The following is a 22,718-nucleotide window of genomic DNA, read 5'->3' as shown; positions in this document are numbered from 1 at the left end:
TAAATTCTGGAGCGCATAAAAACTTTCCGCAAAACGCGGTCGCTCCTCACTGAGGAGGCTTCGGTAGAGGTTTTTTTATACTATCGGAAAGTTTAAGTGCGCTAAAGCGCTAAAAAGATTAGCGGAAGATAGTATAAGTGCAACTAAGGCTCCGCCAAAAGCTTGGCGTAGCCAAGTTTTCTAATGTTTTATGGCTGGTGCTTTGCTTCACGCAGGAGATTGCTGATCTGCCCAACCATATTTTCGTCCTTTTTGTTGTCACGCATTTGTTTTTTTACTTGTTCAAATGCTTGTATGCCTTTGCTGGAAGTAATGGTCCAAACCTTAGCTTCTGAGCCGTAAATTCTTTCGATCTGAGTACGTGCTTGTGTGAGCGTATGATTGCGGTCGCTCGCTCCCAGGGTTCCAGCAGTTCCAGCAGTTCCCGCAGTTCCGCTGCCATTTTCGCCACCGCGAGCAGAGCTGCCCGAAAAACTGGAGAGAAGATGGGATTGCATCGGGTCCATTTGATTAATGGAAGTGGTGTTGGCAGAAGTCGGGCAGACCAGAATGACATCGTTGAGGATCAGCGTTTGCACACCGTGGATGCCGGCTGCTTGGAGGCGTGCTTCCAGGCTGGTGGAGGGTCCTCCTCCGTGCAGATTGGAGCTGCCAATGTTGCTGTAGACTGATGTGCCCATCCCGCTAAAAGTCGTTCCGTAGTTGTTGGTCGTCAGCCGCTTGTCACGATCAACACTGGGGATCACAGTATCTGCATGCTGTCCCATATGCGCTGCGTGATTCATCGATTGTGTCTGAGGCTGCTGTGGTGGTGTAGCCTGGTTGTTATTGCAAGCAGTCAGGAGCAGAAGTAAACCTATACTACCAGTTCCTACCCAGTTGGGTATGCGTTTCATAAATGATCCCTCCAGTGAGTTCTACCTGATGCTTTCCCAAAAACCGACCTCATCTTCACAGTGGTTCAGTTGTTTGGAAAATTTTGCTCAGTATCTGTTTATCCTGTCGAAAATATGCACAAAAAGAAGAATAGAGACAACTGGAGGTGGTAGTGTTGGAACAGCATGATCGTAAAGAACAGCCTGTATCGCGCAGAAGCTTCTTGAAAAATTCCGGACTGGTTCTTGGTGGATTGGTCGTAGGTGGAGTAGCAGGGAGCTTGCTGGGAAAACAACAGGCACCACAACAGCCTGGTGAAACGCCTGCTCCGACAGCCGATTTCAATCAAGCGCTGATGTATTTCTCTCCGGAGCAATTCAAGGTCGTGGATGCGGCTTGTGAACGCATTTACCCGGAGGATGAGCTTGGACCTGGGGCCAAAGCGCTGGGCGCTGCGTATTTCATCGATCACCAATTGGCTGGTGAATGGGGTTTTAACGCCCGCGACTATATGCAAGGTCCGTTTTATCCCGGTGAAGTTACCCAGGGATATCAGGGCCGATTGAAGCGGCGTGAGATTTTTGATATTGGCATTCAAGAAATGAACAACTACAGCAACAGCTTGCACAACGCTCGATTCTACGAGTTGACGCCAGAGCAGCAGGATACAGTGCTCAAAGCATTTGAAACAGACGAGGTGAAGCTCACCACGATCTCAGCCAGTGCTTTTTTTGCCATGCTTCGAGCCACCACGCTTGAAGGCGTATATGCTGACCCTCTGTACGGGGGCAACAAAAACATGGACGGCTGGAGAATGAAAAAATTCCCAGGAAATCAGATGGCGTATACGCAGATTATCGAGCAGGATGAATTCGCCAAAATGGAGCCATTGAGCTTGCGTGATCATCAACACGGATAAGGGGTGTCAAGGATGGCGAGAAAATTGCCGAAGGTAGACGTGGTCGTGGTAGGCGTAGGATGGGGGGGAGGCATTATCGCCTCTGAACTGACCAAGCAGGGATTGAATGTGGTTGGCTTGGAGCGTGGCAAGGAGCGAAAAACGGAAGATTACTTCATGGTGCACGATGAGCTCCGGTATGCCCTGCGTTACGAAATGATGCAGGATTTGTCCAAAGAGACCATCACGTTTCGCAGCAAGACCAACGTCCGGGCATTGCCGATGCGATCATACGGGTCTTTCTTGCTGGGAACGGGTTTGGGTGGTTCCGGCGTTCACTGGAATGGACAAACCTTTCGATTCCTGCCGTACGATTTTGAGATTCGCAGCAAGACCATCGAACGATATGGAGAAAAGAAGATTCCGGACGGGATGACCATTCAGGATTGGGGCATCACCTATGATGAGCTGGAGCCTTATTTCGATCGGTTTGAGCAAATGGCTGGCATTGCCGGGGAGGAGAACCCGCTGGGCGGCAAGCGTTCAAAGCCGTACCCTGTTCCGCCGATGAAGACGACTCCTGCCTTGAGAATGTTTGGTGAAGCGACGAAAAAATTGAAACTGAATCCCTTTATGATGCCGTCGGCCAACCTGTCGGAAGCGTATACCAATCCGGACGGGGTTTCCCGTGCCGCGTGCCAGTACTGCGGATTTTGCGAGCGTTTTGGCTGTGAGTATGGCGCCAAGGCAGACCCCGTCGTTACGGTTATCCCTATTGCCAAAAAGTCGGGGAAATTTGAGATTCGCACCCATTCGCACGTACGCCGGATTCTGCACAGCGGCAACAAGGCCACTGGGGTCATGTATACCGACGTGACGACGGGTGAAGAGATTGAACAGCCAGCAGACATTGTGGTACTGACCAGTTATGTGTTCAACAATTCACGTCTGTTGCTGCTGTCCAAACTGGGACGTCCCTATGATCCGAATACAGGAAAAGGGGTCATTGGAAAGAACTATGCGTATCAGGTGATTCGCGGCGGTGCTGTCGGCTTTTTTGACGACAGGGAATTCAACGTGTTCGCTGGCGCTGGAGCATTGGGAATGAGTATTGACGATTTCAATGGTGACAACTTCGATCACTCTGATCTGAATTTTATTCACGGAGCCAATATCGCCATTTCCCAGACGGGCCAGCGTCCCATCGCAAATAACAAGGTACCTGCTGGCACGCCAAGCTGGGGGAAAGAATTCAAAGCGGCATCCATCAAATACTATACCCGTGTACTATCAGTAGGTGCACAAGGTGCCTCCATGCCATTCCGGCATCATTTTCTGGATCTGGACCCTACTTACAAGGACGTATTTGGTGACCCACTTATTCGCATTACCTATGACTTCGAAGAACAGGACAGGCAATTGGCTCAGTACTGTGCGGACAAATGCGGGGAGATTATCAAGGCGATGGGTGCCACAGACAAGATCGAAATCAACCGGAAGCTCGGGCCGTATGACATCACGCCCTACCAGTCCACGCATAATACCGGTGGCGTCATCATGGGCGCATCAACGGAGACGTCTGCGGTCAACCATTACCTGCAAATGTGGGACGCTGAGAATGTGTTTGTAGTCGGTGCTTCTGCCTTTGCCCACAACAGCGGTTACAATCCGACCGGGACAATGGGGGCGCTGTCGTATCGCGCGGCAGAGGGAATTTTGAAGTACAGCAAGAGTGGCGGCGGTTTGTTGGTGTAAGCTCGCTTGAATCAGGGTAAGTGAAGTGCCAATCACACAGAAAAAGCAGCGACCCATGGTGAGGGTTCGCTGCTTTTTTTTACTGCAACAAGGATCTGATCTCTCCGCTATTCGGATTGACGACGAACCAGCCGTAGGTGCTGGTGTAGCTGTCACCCGACTGGAAGTTGTTGATGTGGGTTTGATAGACATGGATGACGTAATGCCCTTTATCGTCATCGTGGCTGTACTCGACTACATGGGCTGGTGTGATGCTTCCAGCGAACTTGCCTTTGACCAGCTCGATGGCTTCCAGCTTGGAGTACATTTTGCCTGCTGGCAGCTTGCCGATGTAGATGGATCTCGTGCGCGCATCGTAAATGACCGGTTTGTTCAGATTCTCTGCCACGAAACGAATCGGTACGTAGACGGAGTTTTTGTACATGATGCCTTGGACATCGCTGGCAGGCGATTTGGGAACACCTTCAAAGTAGTAGGTAAAAGGTGTTTGTTTTGCTTCCGATACATCGGGAAAAATAGGAGCTGCCATAGCAATCCCTGAAAAGAGCACCGACCCGATGACGATGCCCCCTAGTAATGATTTCATATCCCATTTCATAAGTGCGAATCTCTCCCCGTAACCCGTCGATCTGCCAAGTCAGCATTTGTCGACTTTTGTACTATGAACATTATGGCAAAAATCGCCGAAGTCAGCTATCAAACGAGGGTACTAGGGAGATTAGCCTAAAAACGATAGAGAAGCGGGCTTGTTGAGGGAAAAGTCCTAGAAAAGCAGGTATGCGTAAAGATACTTTTATCCTGTCTGGATCAACGGTATCATGAGGAGTAGAGAGATGAAGAGATTAGGAGATCGAGAAATGTCGAAATTAAAAAATGATTGGGCTACGGTACTGGCTGAAGAGTTCACCAAGCCGTACTACGTGAAGCTGCGACAAACCTTAAAAGAAGAATATCAGAATCAGACTGTCTATCCGGACATGTTCGATATTTTCAACGCCCTCCATTTGACTGGCTACGAGCAAGCCAAGGTGGTGATTCTGGGACAGGACCCTTATCATGGCCCAGGACAAGCACACGGACTCAGCTTTTCTGTAAAGCCGGGGATCAAGCCTCCGCCTTCCTTGCAAAATATCTACAAGGAGCTGCAGAGCGACCTGAATTGCACGATTCCTGCTCACGGGTACCTGATCCACTGGGCCAGGCAAGGCGTGATGCTGCTCAATACGGTCCTCACGGTGCGAGACGGCAATCCGAACTCCCACAAAGGACTGGGGTGGGAGATATTCACCGACCAAGTAATTCATCGGTTGAATGAACGGGAGACTCCTCTGGTGTTTATCCTCTGGGGAAAGCACGCGCAGGAGAAAGCCTCCTTTATTGATCGAAAAAAGCATCTGATCATCGAATCGCCGCATCCAAGTCCGTTTTCTGCGCATCGGGGCTTCTTGGGGAGCCGCCCTTTTTCACGAACCAATGAGTTCCTCCGTGCCCAAGGCATGACCCCAATCGACTGGCAGCTGCCGCTCAATCCGTAAGGCAGAGAGGATGTTCAGTCTTTGCTTCGGATCACGAGAAGCTGCCCGGTCTTCAGGGAGATTCGTCCAATTGGCTCGATCAGGATATTGCTGATGCCCAGCGTGTCACCGATGCGCAGAGTGGCATTTTCCAACGGATATTGAAAGCCCTCCAAGGTAATGCCCGTGACTTCTTGACTGAGGGGCAATAACGAGAGATGGGCAAAATCATCCTGACTGACGGTGCAAGCGTCTGTAATCAGCCGGATTTCGTTGAAGGCGTCGATGATTCGGCAGCTGATCCGGGCATGCAGTCCTTTAGCCAGCAGGTGAACGTTGGCCAAGGTGTGGTCGAAACGAGAGCCTAATACGCCGATCATCAGAATCTCGTCCGGCTCTTGGTTTATGGCCCAATGAAGAGCCATCTCCGTATCCGTCAAATCCTTCATGATCGGGTCACAGTCAGTCATCTGTTGGCTGCTTGACTTGATCTGATCTTTTTCTTCTTGTGTGACGGAGTCAAAATCTCCGATGGAAAGGTGGGGGGAGATGCCGTTCTCAATGAGAAACCAGGCCCCTCTGTCCACCCCGACGAGCACGTCATGTTCCTGTATATGACGGATTGCCCACTCTCCCAGATTACCGCCTGCAAATAGCAAAATGCGTTTTGATGTCATGCAAAAGCCATCCTTATCTCTTATCGTTGTAGGGGGTAGCAAAAGTAGTCTGACAAGCCAAACGATAGCCCATCGCAATTTTGCTTCCCAGTTTAGTCCGTTCCTGTTCAGTAGGAGAGCCCAGCAGGCTGATGCCGGAAATGACTTGTACGGTACATTTGCCGCAATGTCCCTGTTTGCATTTGTAATCGAGCGCTTCCTTTTGTTGAAGAGCCGCATCGAGTAGCGTTGCGCCCGGTACGAAAGGTATCGAATGCTCCTGATTGCGCTGTTTGAGGCGTACCATCCGTGGGTTATCGTTTGTTTTCGCGACGGGGGCCGTTTTGTCATGGTGCGATGGCAGCTCAGAAGCAACGGTTCTAGACTTTCCAGGGATGAGCGAGCCTACAGTAAGTCCTTTGCGCATAGGCACCTCCCAAAAACGAATTTTTACCATCTTATCATGCCAAAGGGTGAAGGGACAGTCAGGGCAGCACATACATAAATGATTGAATTTTATGATTTTATCGATTAAAATTATTTTACCAAAATCGATGGAAGGTGATACCTTGATTACCATTAAGCGGATGAGTGATTGTACGATTGCTGAAATCACCAAAGCCTGGAACAGAGGATTCGAAGGTTATTTTTTCCCTGTCTCGATGACAGAAGAGAACATTGTGCAGCGTTTGGGGGCAGAGGGCTATACGATTTCTCTGTCTGTCGTGGCGTACGATGGTGATGAGCCGATTGGACTGGTAGCAAGCGGCCTGCGCACGATCAACGGTCGTAAAATAGCCTGGAACGGCGGTACAGGTGTGGCAACCGAATATCGGCGTCAGGGTGTGGGACGTCAGCTCATGCAAGCAACATTGGAGCTTTATCAGGAAGCAGGTGTTGAAGACGCCACCTTGGAGGCGATCAGCAAAAATGAAAAAGCAATCGCCCTGTATCAACAACTCGGCTACGATGTAATCGATCAATTGCTCTTTTGGCAGCATACAGGTGCTTTGCCAGCAGACGCTTTTAGGGTCAAGCATGCAGAATCCTATCGCGTGCGGACGGGCATCGCTCAGGAGGCAGCGCAGCTCTCTTTCTACCAAGCGGATGCGCCTTGGCAAAACCAGTGGATGAGCCTGCGTGATGCGGAGGTCATTTTGATCGATGACCATGAGGGTCAGACAGTGGGATATGCCATGTACAAACGCATGCTGAACGAAGAAGGTAAGGTAACCGTGATCGCTTTGCGGCAATGCGTGGCCATGCCTGATCACCCGGATGCAGAGAACATCCTTCGCCTGGCGCTGAACCAGCTATATGCTCCCCATGAGCTGGATTGCCGCCGTACAACCTTCAACCTGCCATCTAAGGAGCAGCTGCTCCTGGGTGTCTTGGAGAGTGCAGGCTTTGGTCCATCCGAAACTGAGCAGGTATACATGGTCAAAAAGCTTGAACAAGGTGCAGAAGTGAAGGGTTGAGAACGAGCGTTTACTTCTGGCAACGCGTGCAGGCAAAAACTTTACGGGAGGAGAGCATGCTTTTCGCGATGGTGTTGCCGCATCGCGGGCAGGGCTCTCCTTCTCTGTCGTATACGCGGCAGCGCTCGTTGTAGCCGCCGGTCAGCGCATCATGGCGATACAGCGGAGGTTCCATGTACCCGCCAAACTGCATCGCTTCCTGCAGAACAGCTTGGATGGCGTGGTACAGTCGTATTCTTTCGTCGGAAGTAAGAGCAGGAATTTGCCTCGTGGGCAATACACCGGCATGAAAACAGATTTCGTCTGCATAGCAGTTGCCGATCCCGGCTACCCAGTGCTGGTCCACGAGAGCCGTTTTAAGCAGGCTTCTTTTTTTGTCCAAAAGCTGTGTGAACTGGGAGAAGGTAAAAGCCGGTGCGATCGGTTCAGGCCCCAGGTCAGCCAATCGTTCAGTCACTTGTTCCGGCGTCAATAGATGCAAGTAGCCGAGACGCAATCCGTGGAAGTAGAGAATGTGAGAAGCGAAGGAAAGCGTCACCTGTGCGCTGCGATCGAGCTTGTCCTCTGTGGTTCCCCAATAAAGAAAACCGCCAAGCATGAGATGAAGCAGCAGGACATGGCCGGACTCCCATTCAAACAGCAGATGCTTTCCCCGTGATCCTTTCCTCCAGCAATTTGCGATATGTTTCCATTTCAGGCAGTTCTGGCATGTGTCATCCTCCCGCAGGTTTTTATGGGTAGGCTCTCCATCCATGTAGCGAGCCATGCCATCTTTGCGTCTTTTTACATAGGATTACCAACCCCACAAGCAAATCGGGTAATATAGTATAAGGGTATGACCCAAGGAATTTGTACGGACGGGAGAAAATGGCATGCAAAAAGTTGATTTGATCGCTACGGCGACGTTTGGATTGGAATCGGTAGTTGCCGAGGAAGTAAAAGCACTGGGATACAGCCAGGTAGAAGTGGAAAATGGGAAAGTTTGCTTCTCTGCTGATATTTCTGCCATCGCCCGCACCAATTTGTGGTTACGAACCGCGGATCGCGTGCGTCTAAAGATAGGGGAGTTCAAAGCGACCACGTTTGACGAGCTTTTTGAGAAGACAAAGGCGCTGCCTTGGGCGGATTGGATTACGGAAGACGCGACTTTTCCGGTAGAAGGCAAGTCTGTAAAATCGACGCTGTACAGTGTGCCGGATTGTCAGGCCATCGTGAAAAAAGCTGTCGTAGAAAGCTTGAAGCGGACCTACAAGACAGAGTGGTTCGAAGAGAAGGGACCGATGTACAAGATCGAGGTCGCTTTGCACAAGGATATCGCAACCCTGACTATCGATACCTCTGGTCCTGGCTTGCACAAGCGCGGTTATCGCGGCTTGATTGGGACCGCTCCCTTGAAGGAGACGATGGCTGCGGCGATGATCCTTTTGTCGCGCTGGAAGCCGGATCGCGTGTTCATGGACCCGTTCTGCGGTTCCGGGACGATTCCGATCGAAGCGGCATTGATCGGCCAAAACATTGCGCCGGGGATGAACCGTGAATTTGTATCCGAGAGCTGGCCGGTCATTCCCAAGACCGTGTGGCGTGAAGCACGCGCAGAGACGCATGATTTGGCCCGCTATGATCAAAAGCTGGAGATTATCGGAACAGACGTGGATGATGAGATTCTGAAGATCGCGCGCCGCAACGCAGAAGAAGCAGGTGTAGACGATCAGATTCACTTTCAACGCATGGACGTCCGGGATATTCGCTCCAAGCGTAAATACGGCTATCTGATCTGCAATCCGCCATATGGGGAACGTTTGGGCGAATGGAAGCAGGTAAGCAGGCTGTACGGCGAAATGGGTAAGACCTTTGCTGAGCTGGATACCTGGTCCTTCTACATCATTACGTCGGACGAGCAGTTCGAAGAGCACTTTGGACGTCAGGCCAGCAAAAAAAGAAAGCTGTACAACGGGAATATCAAAGTAGACTACTATCAGTTTTTTGGACCAAGACCCCCTCGTCCATCTGTGGTTGCCCCAACCGAATAAGCGAGAGAAGGGTTTGTGGGAGGAGAGAGTAAAGTGAGGAAAAGGCATCATGCATATTCAAGCCGATTCGTGGCAGCCTGTCTGGCACTGGTGATGCTGTTGACGGTAGCGGCACCTATTTCGGCGGAGGGTACGGCAAAACAAACGGGACAAGAGGAAGTACAGACGGAAGAGGTAGAGGCACAAGCTGTTGCGAGTGAACAGCCTATCGTCTTCAAGGATGTGGAGAACAGCTACGCCAAGGAAGCGATCAACCGGTTGGCCTCTCTTTCTTTGATCAGCGGTGTGGGGGAGGATCAGTTTTACCCGCAAAATCCGATCTCTCGCCAGGATGTAGCGGTTCTCTTGAGCAAGGTCATCGGGATGCAACCGAAAAGTACAGACGAAGCGTTGTACGAGGACGTGCCGTTGGACAGTCCGTACGCTCCGTACGTGTACACATTGGCAGAGCTTGAAGTGCTGAAAGGCAGACCGGACAACCAGCTCGGCGGAGCAGATCCGCTTACTCGTCAGGAGTTGGCTGTAATTTTGACACGTCTGATGAAAGCGGGTTCGATCAAGCCAGCACCAGCCTCCAGTACCGTGACCTATGAGGATGCTGAGGAGATCGCAGATTACGCAAAAGACGCGATCGTCACGGTGACCAACCAGCGTTGGATGACTGGGGCAAGTAGCTCGTTTCGTCCCCTCGGAATCGTTACACGTGCAGAAGCAGCTGTGATCGCAGAGCGCGTATTGGATGCGAGGTATCAACAGGCAGAAAACGCGAAGTTTGCATTGAATACAGACCGCCTAAACGTCATGGCGGGAAGCAGCGAGCGTTTGGTTGTGAAAAGTCAGGACGGAGAGAAGCTTCCGTTCACCCCTGTTTTTGCGTTTGACAGACCGGAGCTCGGTGCGATCATGCCGGATGGCACCTTCGTAGCGGGGCCGACTGTCGGGACAGGCAATGTGACGGTCACGCTCGGCTTTCATACGGTGACGATTCCGGTACAGATCACGCAAGCAGCCGTATCTGCTCCTGATGAGCCACAGGAAAAAGAAGAGCAGCAAAAGCCAGAAGCAGCAACTGAAGTCACCGGAACGCGGGAGTCGGAGGAAGAACAGGCTACGGAAGAGGCTGCTCCGGCAGAGGAAGCAGGTTTGGTCAATATTGCGCCGGAAAGCTTCACATCGGTGAAAACCGTGGGTCCTGCCGACAACTATTTTAGTGAAGTAGAGAAGCAATATCCAGGACCAGTTGGCGGTTTGTCTGCTGTCTCCGAGGAATGGACAGGCTTCAACCGTCAGTACGGGCGCAAGGCCACCGTAGCACTGCCAGAGGGCAAGGCGGTCGAACGTGTCACCCTCACCTTCCAGCAACGCAAAACCTCAGGGATTACTTTGCCGCCATCGATGGAGGTTGAGGTATCCCAGGATGGCAAGTCATGGTCCTACGCGGGGAAAGCCCTCCACGACGTTCCAGCTTCCGAGGAAAAAATGGTGACGCGCACGCTCGCTGTGACGCTGCCCGAGCTGGAAGCGCGCTATGTACGGGTTACCTTTCCAGTGAAGGTATTCGTCTTTGCCCGCCAGCTGGAGGTATGGGCGAAGGATGCAGCGGCAGGGAGTGCGGATGGCGTAGTCTTGCTTCCACCGCTCAACCTGACACAGCCCATCGATAACGAACAGACCAGACGCCCCGTTGAAAATATGCTGCTTGCTTACACCGGCATGCATGATGATCTGGGAACCTGGACCCAGGAAGACTTCCTGCCAATGGTCGGTTATTTGACGCAGGATGGCTATATGCGCGACCAGATGTTTGACACTGTGCTGCTGTTGCCGTACCAAACCATGCCAGCCACTCGAGACAGCTGGAATAGCTATCTCAACGATCTGTTCCGCATGGGCAGACAGCTGGATGCCTTGAACAGTGCCATGCGCGAATACAATCGTTTGCGAGGAACCTTGTACAGCACGCCTACGAAGGAAAATGTGGTTTTGGCGATTCCGTATCCCAATGCTAACCAGAAGGATTTTGGTGTACTGCCAGGGGAAACGAAGTCGCTCTCGTTCAACCCTGCCGGAATCGGTGAGCAGATGGCTTTTGAAAACCGCAAAAAGGCCGTTGAATGGTATTTCGATGAGCTGCAGAAGCGCTGGAACAAAGCGGGCTACAGCTATCTGCATCTCGATGGCATCTACTGGTTCCACGAGCTGATTGAAGATAGTGCCCCAAAAGAACGGGAGCTGATTCGCAGCACCGCGAGCATGGTTCATGATGAAGCCCTTCGCTTCTATTGGATTCCGTACTTTGGGGCGCCAGGTGTGGAAGAGTGGAAAAGTCTCTATTTCGACCGCGCTTTCCTGCAGCCCAACTACTACAGCGACAAGCCTGTCACCATCGAACGGATCGAGGGTGTGCTGGACGCTGTGCAGAAGTACGGGATGGATATCGAGATCGAAGGCGACCACAAAATGTACAACGATCCGAAGTTCTACCAGCTCTACTACAACCAGTTGACCGCTACCCACAAAGCGGGAATGGACAAAAATAATGTACACGCTTATTATTACGGCTCCAAAACGCTGCTCAACGCTGTCCGCAGCAAGGACGAAGCGATCCGTGCCATCTATGATGACACCTACAAGTGGATGCGTGGACGCTATGACCGGGTAGAATTTATGGATGATAACGTGATGCCGTAGTAAGATAATAGGAAAGAGCCTGATTCTCCGTGTGGGGAACAGGCTCTTTTTGGTGACGATAGAAATCCCCTCTCGTGAGAGGTCGCACAGCTACATAGGATACTTTCCTTTTCTATCGAGCAATCCTTTGAAGTGGCCCTTGTATATCCAGAGCAAATACGCCTCCAACCAAGAGACAACGATCGCCAAGGGCAATAAGGAAGGGTCATCAAAGATGTGAAAAAGCAGAATGTTTACGACAATGGGTGCAAAAATCGCCAGGATCGGGGCTGGTAGGAAAAATGGGATCAAAACCAAGAATCACGACCCAACCGTTAAATCCCGCACCGATGAAAATCAATGAAAGTAAGATACGAGGCAAGTGAATCCTTAGGAAGTACATCAAAACACCTCCAATAGCTTTTCTTGCTCGATAGAAACATATACGGGATTATTCCCAAACGTCAAGAAAAATGGAGGGTGATGATGTCTATACCTGCCTTAATCCTTCCGAATAACCAGATAAACAATCAGTCCAATAATCGGGAAAAACAGTAATGCAACCAGGACAATCAAAGAAAATTCCTTGCTGTTGCCCCGTTTCCGGGAATCGCGATAGGCCCAGATACTGATGAATATGTTGACGACGTTAACAAGCAAAAAGAGCAGGATCGGGAAAAAAGCGAAAAATACGCCACCACCACCCATTTCCATCATGTGGATCACCTTCGATTCTCTATTATGATTGCGAATGCTCCATCGGTTCGACCATGAACCAGGAGATATACGAACAGCGTGTGCAAACCAGAATCGTCGCTACTTTATTTGCCCAATCCAGCCCCATGAAAGTAGCTCCTCTCGAATTTAACTGCCGTTTATCCTTGTCAAAGGTATCATTTTGGCAGCAAGGGCATGTAAGGGTGGTACCTCCCGCTTTGTAACGCATTGGCGCTCCCTCCTTAAACTGGTTATCTATTCCTACGAATAAAAGTCAGATAAGTTCCAGCGGCAGGAGAGATTAGCTCTCCTGATTGGCAGGAATCAAGCGGAACATGTACATATACACACAAGCACTCAAGAGCGAGACGCCGAGGATAATCCCAAACACACCAACTGGCGGCATCCAAGCAGAGAATCCAATCGTCAAGGGAGCGATAAATCGTCCGATGGAAAACTGCAGGGAGGAAGCACCCATGTACTGACCGCGTGCATCTTCCGGCGCGTATTTGCTGACGAAGCTCTGCGCAACAGGTGTGCGGATCAGCTCACCCAGCGTCAGAATCACCATACAGCCGAACAACAGCCAGATATTCGAAGTGAATGCCATCATGAACATGCCAAAGCCGTACAGGACAGAGGATGCGACAAGGCTGTTCCGGTCACTCCAATGCTGGAACCAGTTCGTGACAGGGAGTGTAAACAGAACCACAAGCAAGCCATTGAGCCCCATCAGCCAGCCAAACGCGCTGGTACCGCCAACCTGGAAGGACCAGTCACCCCAAGACAAAAGAGGCTGCTGCATCACATTTTCTTTTACATACAAGGCCATATACAGGTCGAGCTGCATAAAGGCAATCGCAACGAAAACACCAGCCAACGTATAAAGAGCAAAGACCTTGTCTCGGAAAATGACGACGTAGCTCCGGAATTGCTTTTTGATCGAGAAGCCTTCCTTTGCTTTTTCTTCCCGTGTGTGGGCAGGCAAGGTTTCCTTGATCAGGAATAAGACCGTAATCGCAAATAAAAACTCAATGATCATACAGGCGATCAGCAATTCTGTACGGTAATGAACAAAGAAGAACGAGCCCAGTACGGGTCCAGCGACTACACCGATGTTCATCGCGGTATAAAAGGTTGCGAACACGACGCGACGATCTTCTTCGGTCGTCAAATCAGCGACCATTGCAGAGCTTGCTGGCCAATAGAGAGAGCCTGCTACGCCGATTCCGATAAACGCCAGGTAGTCTATCCACGGCGACCATGAAAAGGCAAACAAGGCAAACATGCTGGAAGATACGAATAGCGAGATCAGCATGGTCGGTTTTCGTCCGATCCGGTCAGCCAGATACCCGGCGAAAAGGTTGGAGAATATGCCTAGCAGGGGAGGGATCATCAGCAGGATTCCTGCGACATCCTTCCCGAATGAATCACTGAACAACAAAGCCATAAACGGAAAGTACATCCAAAAAAACGTATGCGTAATCAGTTCACCGAACAGTCGCACCTTTAAATTTAAATCCCACGAACGCCATTGCATGACACGAATTCCTCCATTCCATCCTGTTTCAATGTCTGCAGGTAGCCTGAAACCGAAAAGCTCATTCGGGCTAACGTCGATGTAAGAGGTGCTGACCTTTTCATCAAAAAAAGCGCAAACGGGAGAGGCTGAAGCTCTCATCGCTTGCGCTTTTCGACGATATCAGATTTTTGTGGGTCACAAAGACAACCATAGAAAGGCGACAAAGAGCTGCTTTTATACACGGTATAAAAACGAGCTACTTCACCCTTGGCGTCTCCCACAACATATCGGGAAAAAGACAGAAGCGGTTCAGGCATCCTGCAGTAGTCTAGCTATAGGGTATAAGGGTATTCATTCAGAGGCAGTGCCTCTGGGAAGAGACCCTACCTAAGCCATATAAACTGCAGAGATAACCATAGTTACAGCTCCTGTCTTTTTTAAAATTTAATTTCACAGTCAACTCTTGTTGATTAGAATACTCCACAAATAGCAATTTATGCAAGTAAAATTTCAATCTTTTTCGAAAGCAAAGAATGATGAAACGATTTTACAATTGAAAAGTCGGAAACATTTCAGTAAAATATTTTTTAATAATACTATGGAACGTGGGGGAGATCATATGCAGGATCCACGCATTGCCAAACTGGCTGAGAATCTATTGAGCCACTCTGTTCGTTTGCAGGAAAAAGAAAGCTTGTTGATCGAAGTGCGCGGGGAAGGGCATGCGCTTGCAAAAGAACTGGTGAAACAGGCTTACGCCAAAGGAGCCTTTCCATTTGTCCGAATTATCGATCTAACCATCCAGAGAGAGCTGATGATGGGTGCGAGTGGCGAGCGTGCTGAAGTTCTTGCCAAATGGGAAGAGCCTATGTTCAAGGACGTTCATACGTATATCGCGATCAATGGCCCGGCTAATGACAGCGAAATGTCCGATGTTCCGGTAGAGCGCAGACGTGCCCATCAAAAGGTGATGCAGGAGCTGAATGACTACCTGATCAACAACTGTCGCTGGACGCTGCTCAATTACCCGACCGCCGCAATGGCACAGAGCGCCAACATGTCTTCAGCGGCGTTTGAAGACTTTTATTTTGATGTATGCTCCGTGGATTACAAGAAGATGCATGAAGCCTTTTTACCTCTGAAAGCGCTGATGGATCGGACAGACAAGGTGCGACTGGTCGGAGTGGGAACGGATCTGGCTTTCTCCATCAAGGATATTCCCAACGTGATCTGCTCCGGACTTCGCAATATTCCGGATGGCGAGATCTTCACAGCCCCGGTACGTGATTCGGTGAACGGGACGATTACATTTAACACAGCGACCAGCTATATGGGCACCAAGTTTGAAAATGTGCGGCTTACTTTCGCAGAGGGCAAAATCGTGGAAGCGACTGCCAACAACACCGAGAAGCTGAATCAAATTCTCGACAGCGACGAAGGAGCGCGCTATATCGGTGAGTTTGCGATTGGTGTGCACCCGTATATCCTGCATCCGATGAATGACACCCTGTTCGATGAGAAGATCGCAGGCAGCTTCCATTTTACACCGGGGCGCGCCTACGACAATGCAGACAACGGCAACCGGAGCCAGATTCACTGGGATATAGTCAATATCCAGCGTCCTGAGTACGGCGGCGGAGAGATCTGGTTTGACGACGTGTTGATTCGCAAGGACGGTCTGTTTGTCCTGCCGGAGCTGGAAGGACTCAATCCTGACAAGCTGAAGGGATAAGGGAATCAAAATACTGTAAAGAACAGCCATCATGCTTAGCATGGTGGTTTTTTTCCTTTTCCCAAAGCCAAATGGCCAACTTCTTTGTTTATTCAGGTACCGCTTCACGTGCTCAAGTAAAGTATGGCAAGAACAGATCCTGACGAAGATCAGGGTTTTTTTATACTATCGGAAAGTTTAAGTGCGCTAAAGCGCTAAAAAGATTAGCCGAAGATAGTATAAGTGCAACTAAGGCTCCGCCAAAAGCTTGGCGTAGCCAAGTTTTCTAATTTAATAAACAAAAATGTTTACAAAATACCAATCCATACCATATACTTATTATACAAATAAGTTTAAAAAATAAGTCGAGGAGGTTGTTCCGATGATCCGCTTGGGATGGAAAGACAAATTGCATGTTTTTGTGGCAGGACGGTTGTGGGGAATCGAATTTTTCGCTGACGAAGGGCATGTCACCCAATTGCTGGAGATGGGGCAATGCGAAGCTGTTACATCCTTTGATCGCGCCCTTCAAGATATTTACTTGAGTCACTAGCAGGTGAAAAATAGCATGCTGCTGCGCTCTTTTGCTACAATAGAGTCAGAAGTCATGACCGTTGATGACAAGCTTGGCGGTCACATCTACATTGAAGGAACAGAGGGATTAGACGTGAGCCGCAAAGACTGGTTGGAATATATCGTTACACAAGAAGATGCAGGAATGACGGTCGAGCAGATTGTACGCCAAAAATTGAACGTGTCAGGTCGGATGCTGCAGCGCCTGACGAGGAGCAAAGGCATCCTGCTGAACCGCAAGCAACCCTTTTTGAAGCGAGAGGTAAAAGTGGGCGATGAGGTTGCGGTACGCGTGGTGGAAAAGCAGGCTGCACCCGACCACGGGAAGCCTGCTGGTATTGAGTCAACCGCCATGCCTGTGATCACTTTTCCACCGATCGAGATCTTGTTTGAGGACGACCATCTGTTGATTGCCAACAAGCCGGCAGGAATGATGGTGCATCCGTTGAAACCAGAACAAAACGATACATTGGTGCACGCATTGGCAGCTCTTTTTCAGCAAAAAGGGGAGTCGACCAGCGTGCATCCGGTACATCGATTGGATAAAGAGACGACGGGAGCCATACTGATCGCCAAAAGCAGCTACGGTCATCAACTGGCAGACCGACTGCTGCGAGAAGGTGGTATTCATCGCGAATATCTCACCGTCGTCATGGGTTGTGTCGAGTCAGACCGGGGCACGATTGACGCCCCGATTGGAAGGGATCCTCAACACCCCACGAAAAGACGTGTAACCGAACGGGGAGATGCTGCTGTCACTCACTATGCGGTCAAAGACCGGACGGAGGACATGAGTCTGGTCAGAGTCTGGCTGGAAACGGGGCGGACCCATCAGATTCGCGTTCATTTTCAATATTTGGGTCACCCGCTTGCTGGAGATACCCTATACGAAGGGAAAAGGGGCTTAATGCGGCGCCAGGCTTTGCATGCCTCGGTGTTGACCTTTCAACACCCCCTAACCAAAGAAGAAGTCCGGGTAGAGGCGCCTTTACCACCCGATATGCAACGTCTGATTCAAGCAGAATTTCATCAGGAAGCAAGGCAGGACTGATCCCATTCAGTCCTGTTTTTTTTGAAAGCACGTGAAAAAATTACCGGAATATGCATGCAAGTGTTTACACGCATCGCGTAAAGATATATACTGATTCTGGAAATTTCAGATGAAAGTAAGTACTTGCATGAAAAAGAGGTGAAGTTTGTTGGAGGACCAGAAGAAACAGGTTTCTCTGGAAGGGAAAGGTGAAGAACTGGAAACACGTCAGCGCATCCTGGCAGCTGCGAGCCAGTTGATGGCCCAAAAAGGGTTTAAAGGAGCGACGACGCGCAAGATTTCCGAGCTGGCAGGCGTGAATGAGGTGACGATTTTCCGCCATTTTACCAACAAAAAGGGGATTGTGGTCGAGCTATTGTCCGAGATGCTGGACGTGCGTAAGCCACTCGAAAATAGCCTCCAAGGCGACTTTGGCCAGCTGAGGGAAATGCTGATTGATTACGGCCGTACGTATTATCAGCTGATGGTGGATCGAAAAGAACTGATCATGATCAGCCTGATGGAATGCGACAACTATCCGGAAGTATGCAAGCTGTTCAGCAACCTGCCCCTCTCTGCCATCGAGCTATTGGACATCAAGCTGAAGGGTTTTCAAGAGCAGGGACATCTGCCGCTGTCTCTCAACACCTGGTCCGTATCCGCTATGTTCATCTCCACTTTCTTTCACGCTTTTATGGCCAAGTATCGATTACATATTGAGTTTGACCTGAAGGTAACAGAGGAAGAGCTGTTTGTGGAAACGACGGATATCATGCTAGGTGGCATTTTGAACCGTACCTAAATAGAAAATGGACCTGAAAAAGGAGCGGAGTGTACCATGAAAAAAGCACGTTGGCTTATACCTATTGTCATGGTTGGAATTCTGGCAACTACAGCATGCAGCAACTCCCAGGAGACAGCTTTCCTTCAAAAAGAAACCAAGTCAGTTGTCGTCAAAGCGGTGAAAAAGGAGCAGCTGCAGCAAGTATCCGAGCTATCAGCCACTTTGCAGCCGAAAGAAGAAGCGCTGGTTTCTTTTGAGGTAGGGGGACGCATTGTAGAGCTGGAGCGAAACGAAGGCGACAATGTGAAGGCAGGCGATCTGCTGGCACGTGTCAACGACAAGGATTACGAGCTGCAGGTAGCTGCTTCCAACGCTGTTGTTCAGCAAAGTGCAGCAAGCATGAACAAGGTGCAGAATGGCGCTCGTGAGCAAGAGGTGACGCAGGCGGTGTTGGTGGTAGAAAAAGCGACAATTGCCTTCGAACAGGCTCAGGAGGATTTCCAGCGGATTGAAAAGCTCTATCAGGAAAAGGCAATTTCCAAAAGTGATTTTGAAAATATGCAAAATCGCTTGAGTATCGCACAAAAAGACCTGGAGAATGCCAAGCAAGCGTACTCGATGATCACGCAGGGAGCGAGAGCAGAGGATAAGAATCTGAGTCAGGCCAGCTATCAGCATGCTGTTGTCTCCCAGGAAACGGCATCGAATACGTTGGCTAAAACCAATCTTCACTCTCCCATCCATGGAACCATTCTCGCCAAGCTCTCATCGGCAGGCAATCTGGTTAGCCCGGGAACGCCCATCTACCAGGTGGGCAACATCGATCAGTTGAAAGTTGTACTGCCTGTACCAGACCGGGAAATAGCCAATTGGAAGGTAGGAGAGGTCATTACCTTTGACTTGTATGGGCAAAAAAGAGACGGGAAAGTGGTCAACATTTACCCAACCACCAACAAGAGCACAGGAACCATCGGGGTCGAGGTGCAGATCGAAAACCCGGCACATGACTGGTTTGCCGGTCAGGTGGTAAAGGCGATCAAACCTATCGATGTGGCAGCGGGCATCTACGTTCCGGTGGAGTCTGTGATCAGCAGAGGCAAGGATAACGCACATGTTTTTCTGATCAAAGACGGCAAGGCCGTGAAAACCAATGTCGAAATTGGGCGAATCGTCAGCAACAAGCTGGAGATACGCAGTGGATTGACGGAAGGAGAGCAGTTGATCGTCAAAGGTGTTGACCGTTTATTCGACGGTGATGCCGTAGAGACGATGGGAGGTACCCCGCAGTGATCCAGTACATCGTCCGCAAGCGCAAAATTACCTTGCTGTTTTTTGTGATGCTCGTGCTTGTCGGTTTTCTCAGCTTTTTTCAACTGCCCAGACAGGAGATGCCGGACATCATCGTCAATGTAGCTACGGTCACCACGATCTATCCGGGAGCCTCGCCGGAAAAGGTTGAGCAGACAGTCACGAAAAAGCTGGAAGAGAAGATCAATGAAATCCAGGGTCTCAACTATATATCCTCCACGTCCATGCTTGGGGTTTCTTCGATTCTGGTAGAGACCAAAAGCGACGTCGATCCCAAGCAAAAATGGGATGAGCTGAGAAAAAAGGTGAAGGACGCTGAAGCCGATTTGCCTGCTGACGCAAAGCAGCCGATCATCAATGACGATTTAAACCGTACCTTTGTCCAAAGCCTGGCGGTAACTGCGGAGACGACAGAGGAATTGTACAGCCTGCGTTCCATGATGGAATCGTGGAAAGGACAGCTTCGAACCATTCCCAACGTCGCCGATGTGACGATCATGGGCCTGCCAGAACAGGAAGTAAGGATCGAAGTGGATACCCAAAAGCTGAGTCAGTATGGAATCAACTGGAGTCAGGTAATGATGGCTGTCAAAGCGGAGAATGAAAGAGTCCCGGTCGGCGATTTGACCAGCCACAATCGCACCTATCAGCTGAAGCTGGCGGAATTTGCTGATATCGAAGAGCTGAACCGCATTTTGATTGCACGTGCTCCGGACGGCTCTCCTGTATATTTGAGGGATATCGGAAACGTGAGATTGACGACAGAGTCGATCAAATCCACCTCCTATTTCAATGGCAAGCCATCGCTTACGATCAGCATCAATGCGGAGACGGGCAGCGATGTTCCTTCCCTGCAAAAGAACGTAGACGAAATGATGGCAACACTGGAAAAATCACTTCCAGTCTGGGCAGAAAAACACTCCATTTACAGTCAGAAGGAACGGGTAGATGACTTGTTTGGCGACCTGACGAAAGAAATGATGATTGCAGTAGCAGCGGTGCTGCTGATTTGTACACTTGGGTTGAACCTTGTCACATCTTTCGTGGTGGCTCTCGCCATTCCAATCTCCCTTGCAGTCGGGATGATGTTTTTGCCTGGGCTGGGCATTACACTCAACATGATTTCGATTGTTTCGCTGATTATCGTGCTGGGAATTCTCGTAGATGACGCGGTGGTCGTAAACGACAACATTGAGCGACGAAGATTTGTTCTCGGTGAAACGCCGATGCAAGCAGCCGTCAAAGGTGCAAATGAAGTATCGATTTCGATTGTGACCGCTACCTTGGCGACCATCGCTTCGTTTGCTCCCCTGATGTTTTTGGATGGCAACGTCGGGCAGTTTATTCGCCCGGTTCCAGCTATCATCTCACTGACGATGTTGGCATCGATGGTCATGTCGTTGACCATCATCCCGATTTTTAGACAGTGGCATGAGCAAAGGCGCAAGAAGGATAGCAGCAGCTACAGCAAGCCGCCTGGACTGCTCGGAAAAGAACTGGCTTTGCTGACGAAATGGTACGCTGGACGCATGATGCCAAGAATCCTGAAGCGTCCTTTGTTATCGGGGATGGTCGGTGTTCTGATCGGTACAGCGGCCTACGGCTTGATTCCTTTGACGCCGATCGAGCTGTTCCCCAAGGATGATCGCCCTCAGTTTTTGGTCAATATTCGCGTTCCTGTGGGGAACAGCATTGAAGAAACGGATCGGGTCGTTCGCAGTGTATCGGACTGGATTATGAAGCAGCCGGGTATTGAATCTGTAGCTTCCTATGCGGGCGGTAGTGCGCCGAAAATGTTTGGTGGCGATACGGACGCGGGAACCGGTATTACGATTGGTCAGCTGGTTGTACGCTACGACAACAAGCAGGTAAAAATGAAAGATATGCTGGAACCGTGGACAGAGGAATTCAAAAAAATATACCCGGAGGCCAGTATCTTGCCGGAAGAATTGGAAGCGGGGCCGCCTGTAGGCAAGCCGGTTGTGATTCGCGTATACGGGGAAGACCTTGAAACGCTGCGCTCGCTGTCTGAGCAGGTGAAGAACCAGGTAGCCAAAATTGCTGGAACCTACGACGTTCAGGATAACTTCGGCATTGAGCGCTATGCGCTGGAGTTTGTCGTGAATCAGGACGTCATGGAGCAAAAGCTGGTCAACTACAACACGCTGTCGCAAACGCTTCGTCTGGTGAGCGAAGGGCTTACCGTCAGCCAATTTGACGACGGTACAGAACTGATCGATATGAAGCTGTTTTTGCAAAAAGAGGAAGAGGACCCGTCGTTGTTATTCCAGCGCCTAAGCGTGGCCAATGCTCGCGGAGAATTGATCCCGCTCGCGCAATTGGCGGAAGTGAAACCAACGTTTAGCACACAGGCTATTCCTCATCGTAATTTGTCGCGCAGCGTGACGATTTCCAGTGAGCTGAAGGGGCGTACGGCAACAGAGGTGATGACAGAGCTTACCCCGATTCTGCAATCACTGGAAATGCCGGAGGGCTACCGCTATGAGATCGGCGGAGAAACCTCGGAGCAGACGGATATTTTTATCAGTATGGGCAAACTCTCCGTCTTGGTCGTGTTTTTGATCCTCATTTTGATCGCGATGCAATTCTACTCGCTGACGATACCTGTTCTCGTGATGAGTACGGTGTATCTGGCTGTGTCTGGCAGCCTGATCGGGTTGTTTGTGACCCAGACACCGTTAGGGTTTATGACGATGATGGGAGTCATCTCGCTGGCAGGAATTGTGGTTCGCAACGGGATCGTGTTTATCGAGTTCATCGAAGAAGCACGCCATGCGGGAGCTGAATTGAAGCAAGCGGTGATTCAGGCTGGTGAAGCGCGTCTGCGTCCGATCCTGCTCACCTCACTGACGGCGGTTGCGGGTTTGACGCCCCTTGCCATTTCCGGTGATGTACTGTTCCAGCCCCTTGCTATCACGATTATCTCAGGGCTGCTGTTCTCTACGCTTTTGACGTTGATTGTCGTTCCCTCTTTCTACACCGTGCTCATGCAGCGGAAATTGAAAAGGCAGGCGAAAAAAGCGGCAAAGCGTCCGGATTTATACGGGCCGGGAATGGAGCTCGAGTAGACCTTACGTTAGCCGATAGAGGTAAAAGATTTGTTGGAGCCCTCCAATCATGGGGGGCTTTTTTCCTGTTTGAATCTCCTTCACCCGTGCATTTTCGCACTTGAAAG

General features: G+C 50.2%; 18 protein-coding genes and 1 pseudogene. 12 read left to right on the top strand and 7 right to left on the bottom strand.

Going from position 1 to position 22,718, the window contains the following annotated elements; translation table 11 throughout:
- Nucleotides 1-188 precede the first annotated feature (188 nt).
- The gene (locus tag EDM52_RS05310) at nucleotides 189-896 is read right to left on the bottom strand and encodes a hypothetical protein (RefSeq protein WP_122907989.1); all 708 of its coding nucleotides are present in this window, start codon (nucleotides 894-896) and stop codon (nucleotides 189-191) included.
- 152 nt (nucleotides 897-1,048) lie between these two features.
- Here EDM52_RS05310 and EDM52_RS05305 point away from each other — a divergent pair, with 152 nt between their 5' ends.
- A complete protein-coding gene (locus EDM52_RS05305; protein ID WP_122907988.1) occupies nucleotides 1,049-1,795 on the top strand; it encodes a gluconate 2-dehydrogenase subunit 3 family protein in 747 nt (248 codons plus the stop codon).
- 12 nt (nucleotides 1,796-1,807) lie between these two features.
- Nucleotides 1,808-3,529, top strand: a complete 1,722-nt coding sequence (locus EDM52_RS05300; RefSeq protein ID WP_122907987.1) for a GMC family oxidoreductase — start codon at nucleotides 1,808-1,810, stop codon at nucleotides 3,527-3,529.
- Between the two features lie 79 nt (nucleotides 3,530-3,608).
- Here the strand turns inward: EDM52_RS05300 and EDM52_RS05295 are convergent, their stop codons facing one another.
- Nucleotides 3,609-4,127, bottom strand: coding sequence for a stalk domain-containing protein (locus EDM52_RS05295; protein WP_122907986.1), 519 nt, complete (start codon nucleotides 4,125-4,127; stop codon nucleotides 3,609-3,611).
- A 259-nt stretch (nucleotides 4,128-4,386) separates the two neighbouring features.
- Between EDM52_RS05295 and EDM52_RS05290 the strand changes: the two genes are divergently transcribed.
- The gene (locus tag EDM52_RS05290) at nucleotides 4,387-5,064 is read left to right on the top strand and encodes a uracil-DNA glycosylase (protein ID WP_122907985.1); all 678 of its coding nucleotides are present in this window, start codon (nucleotides 4,387-4,389) and stop codon (nucleotides 5,062-5,064) included.
- Between the two features lie 14 nt (nucleotides 5,065-5,078).
- Here EDM52_RS05290 and EDM52_RS05285 read toward each other — a convergent pair whose 3' ends face one another.
- Nucleotides 5,079-5,720, bottom strand: coding sequence for a thiamine diphosphokinase (locus EDM52_RS05285; protein WP_122907984.1), 642 nt, complete (start codon nucleotides 5,718-5,720; stop codon nucleotides 5,079-5,081).
- A 13-nt stretch (nucleotides 5,721-5,733) separates the two neighbouring features.
- The gene (locus tag EDM52_RS05280) at nucleotides 5,734-6,126 is read right to left on the bottom strand and encodes a 2Fe-2S iron-sulfur cluster-binding protein (RefSeq protein WP_122907983.1); all 393 of its coding nucleotides are present in this window, start codon (nucleotides 6,124-6,126) and stop codon (nucleotides 5,734-5,736) included.
- Nucleotides 6,127-6,253: 127 nt separating this feature from the next.
- Between EDM52_RS05280 and EDM52_RS05275 the strand changes: the two genes are divergently transcribed.
- A complete protein-coding gene (locus EDM52_RS05275) occupies nucleotides 6,254-7,177 on the top strand; it encodes a GNAT family N-acetyltransferase (RefSeq protein ID WP_245996537.1) in 924 nt (307 codons plus the stop codon).
- Between the two features lie 10 nt (nucleotides 7,178-7,187).
- On the opposite strand, the pseudogene EDM52_RS05270 reads toward EDM52_RS05275, so the two are convergent.
- A pseudogene (locus EDM52_RS05270) lies at nucleotides 7,188-7,887 on the bottom strand (Fpg/Nei family DNA glycosylase).
- Nucleotides 7,888-8,049: 162 nt separating this feature from the next.
- Here EDM52_RS05270 and EDM52_RS05265 point away from each other — a divergent pair.
- Together EDM52_RS05265 and EDM52_RS05260 are read left to right on the top strand one after the other, a co-directional pair.
- Nucleotides 8,050-9,207 carry a THUMP domain-containing class I SAM-dependent RNA methyltransferase gene (locus tag EDM52_RS05265; RefSeq protein ID WP_122907982.1) on the top strand — a complete coding sequence of 386 codons (1,158 nt, stop codon included), beginning with the start codon at nucleotides 8,050-8,052 and terminating at the stop codon, nucleotides 9,205-9,207.
- Nucleotides 9,208-9,240: 33 nt separating this feature from the next.
- Nucleotides 9,241-11,898: a DUF4855 domain-containing protein gene (locus EDM52_RS05260; protein ID WP_245996533.1), complete on the top strand. Its 2,658-nt coding sequence runs from the start codon at nucleotides 9,241-9,243 to the stop codon at nucleotides 11,896-11,898.
- A gap of 480 nt (nucleotides 11,899-12,378) precedes the next feature.
- Here the strand turns inward: EDM52_RS05260 and EDM52_RS05250 are convergent, their stop codons facing one another.
- Both EDM52_RS05250 and EDM52_RS05240 read right to left on the bottom strand, forming a co-directional pair.
- The gene (locus EDM52_RS05250) at nucleotides 12,379-12,594 is read right to left on the bottom strand and encodes a PLDc N-terminal domain-containing protein (protein ID WP_415783043.1); all 216 of its coding nucleotides are present in this window, start codon (nucleotides 12,592-12,594) and stop codon (nucleotides 12,379-12,381) included.
- 301 nt (nucleotides 12,595-12,895) lie between these two features.
- Nucleotides 12,896-14,134, bottom strand: coding sequence for an MDR family MFS transporter (locus tag EDM52_RS05240; protein ID WP_122907979.1), 1,239 nt, complete (start codon nucleotides 14,132-14,134; stop codon nucleotides 12,896-12,898).
- Between the two features lie 601 nt (nucleotides 14,135-14,735).
- Here EDM52_RS05240 and EDM52_RS05235 point away from each other — a divergent pair.
- The 6 genes from EDM52_RS05235 to EDM52_RS05215 all read left to right on the top strand — a co-directional run bounded on the left by EDM52_RS05235 (nucleotide 14,736) and on the right by EDM52_RS05215 (nucleotide 22,611).
- Nucleotides 14,736-15,848, top strand: coding sequence for an aminopeptidase (locus EDM52_RS05235; RefSeq protein ID WP_122907978.1), 1,113 nt, complete (start codon nucleotides 14,736-14,738; stop codon nucleotides 15,846-15,848).
- Between the two features lie 361 nt (nucleotides 15,849-16,209).
- On the top strand, nucleotides 16,210-16,380 hold the full coding sequence (locus EDM52_RS24505) for a hypothetical protein (protein ID WP_183184839.1): 171 nt from the start codon (nucleotides 16,210-16,212) through the stop codon (nucleotides 16,378-16,380).
- A 114-nt stretch (nucleotides 16,381-16,494) separates the two neighbouring features.
- Nucleotides 16,495-17,451 carry an RluA family pseudouridine synthase gene (locus EDM52_RS05230; RefSeq protein ID WP_122908126.1) on the top strand — a complete coding sequence of 319 codons (957 nt, stop codon included), beginning with the start codon at nucleotides 16,495-16,497 and terminating at the stop codon, nucleotides 17,449-17,451.
- Between the two features lie 148 nt (nucleotides 17,452-17,599).
- Nucleotides 17,600-18,232 carry a TetR/AcrR family transcriptional regulator gene (locus EDM52_RS05225; protein WP_245996529.1) on the top strand — a complete coding sequence of 211 codons (633 nt, stop codon included), beginning with the start codon at nucleotides 17,600-17,602 and terminating at the stop codon, nucleotides 18,230-18,232.
- A 36-nt stretch (nucleotides 18,233-18,268) separates the two neighbouring features.
- The gene (locus tag EDM52_RS05220) at nucleotides 18,269-19,504 is read left to right on the top strand and encodes an efflux RND transporter periplasmic adaptor subunit (protein ID WP_122907977.1); all 1,236 of its coding nucleotides are present in this window, start codon (nucleotides 18,269-18,271) and stop codon (nucleotides 19,502-19,504) included.
- Nucleotides 19,501-22,611, top strand: a complete 3,111-nt coding sequence (locus tag EDM52_RS05215; RefSeq protein ID WP_122907976.1) for an efflux RND transporter permease subunit — start codon at nucleotides 19,501-19,503, stop codon at nucleotides 22,609-22,611. Before EDM52_RS05220 ends, EDM52_RS05215 begins: the two co-directional genes overlap by 4 nt.
- The last annotated feature ends 107 nt before the right edge of the window (nucleotides 22,612-22,718 follow it).

Source organism: Brevibacillus invocatus, from assembly GCF_003710915.1.
In the GTDB taxonomy this organism is placed as follows: domain Bacteria; phylum Bacillota; class Bacilli; order Brevibacillales; family Brevibacillaceae; genus Brevibacillus; species Brevibacillus invocatus.
This window is presented reverse-complemented; position numbering and strand designations above follow the sequence as displayed.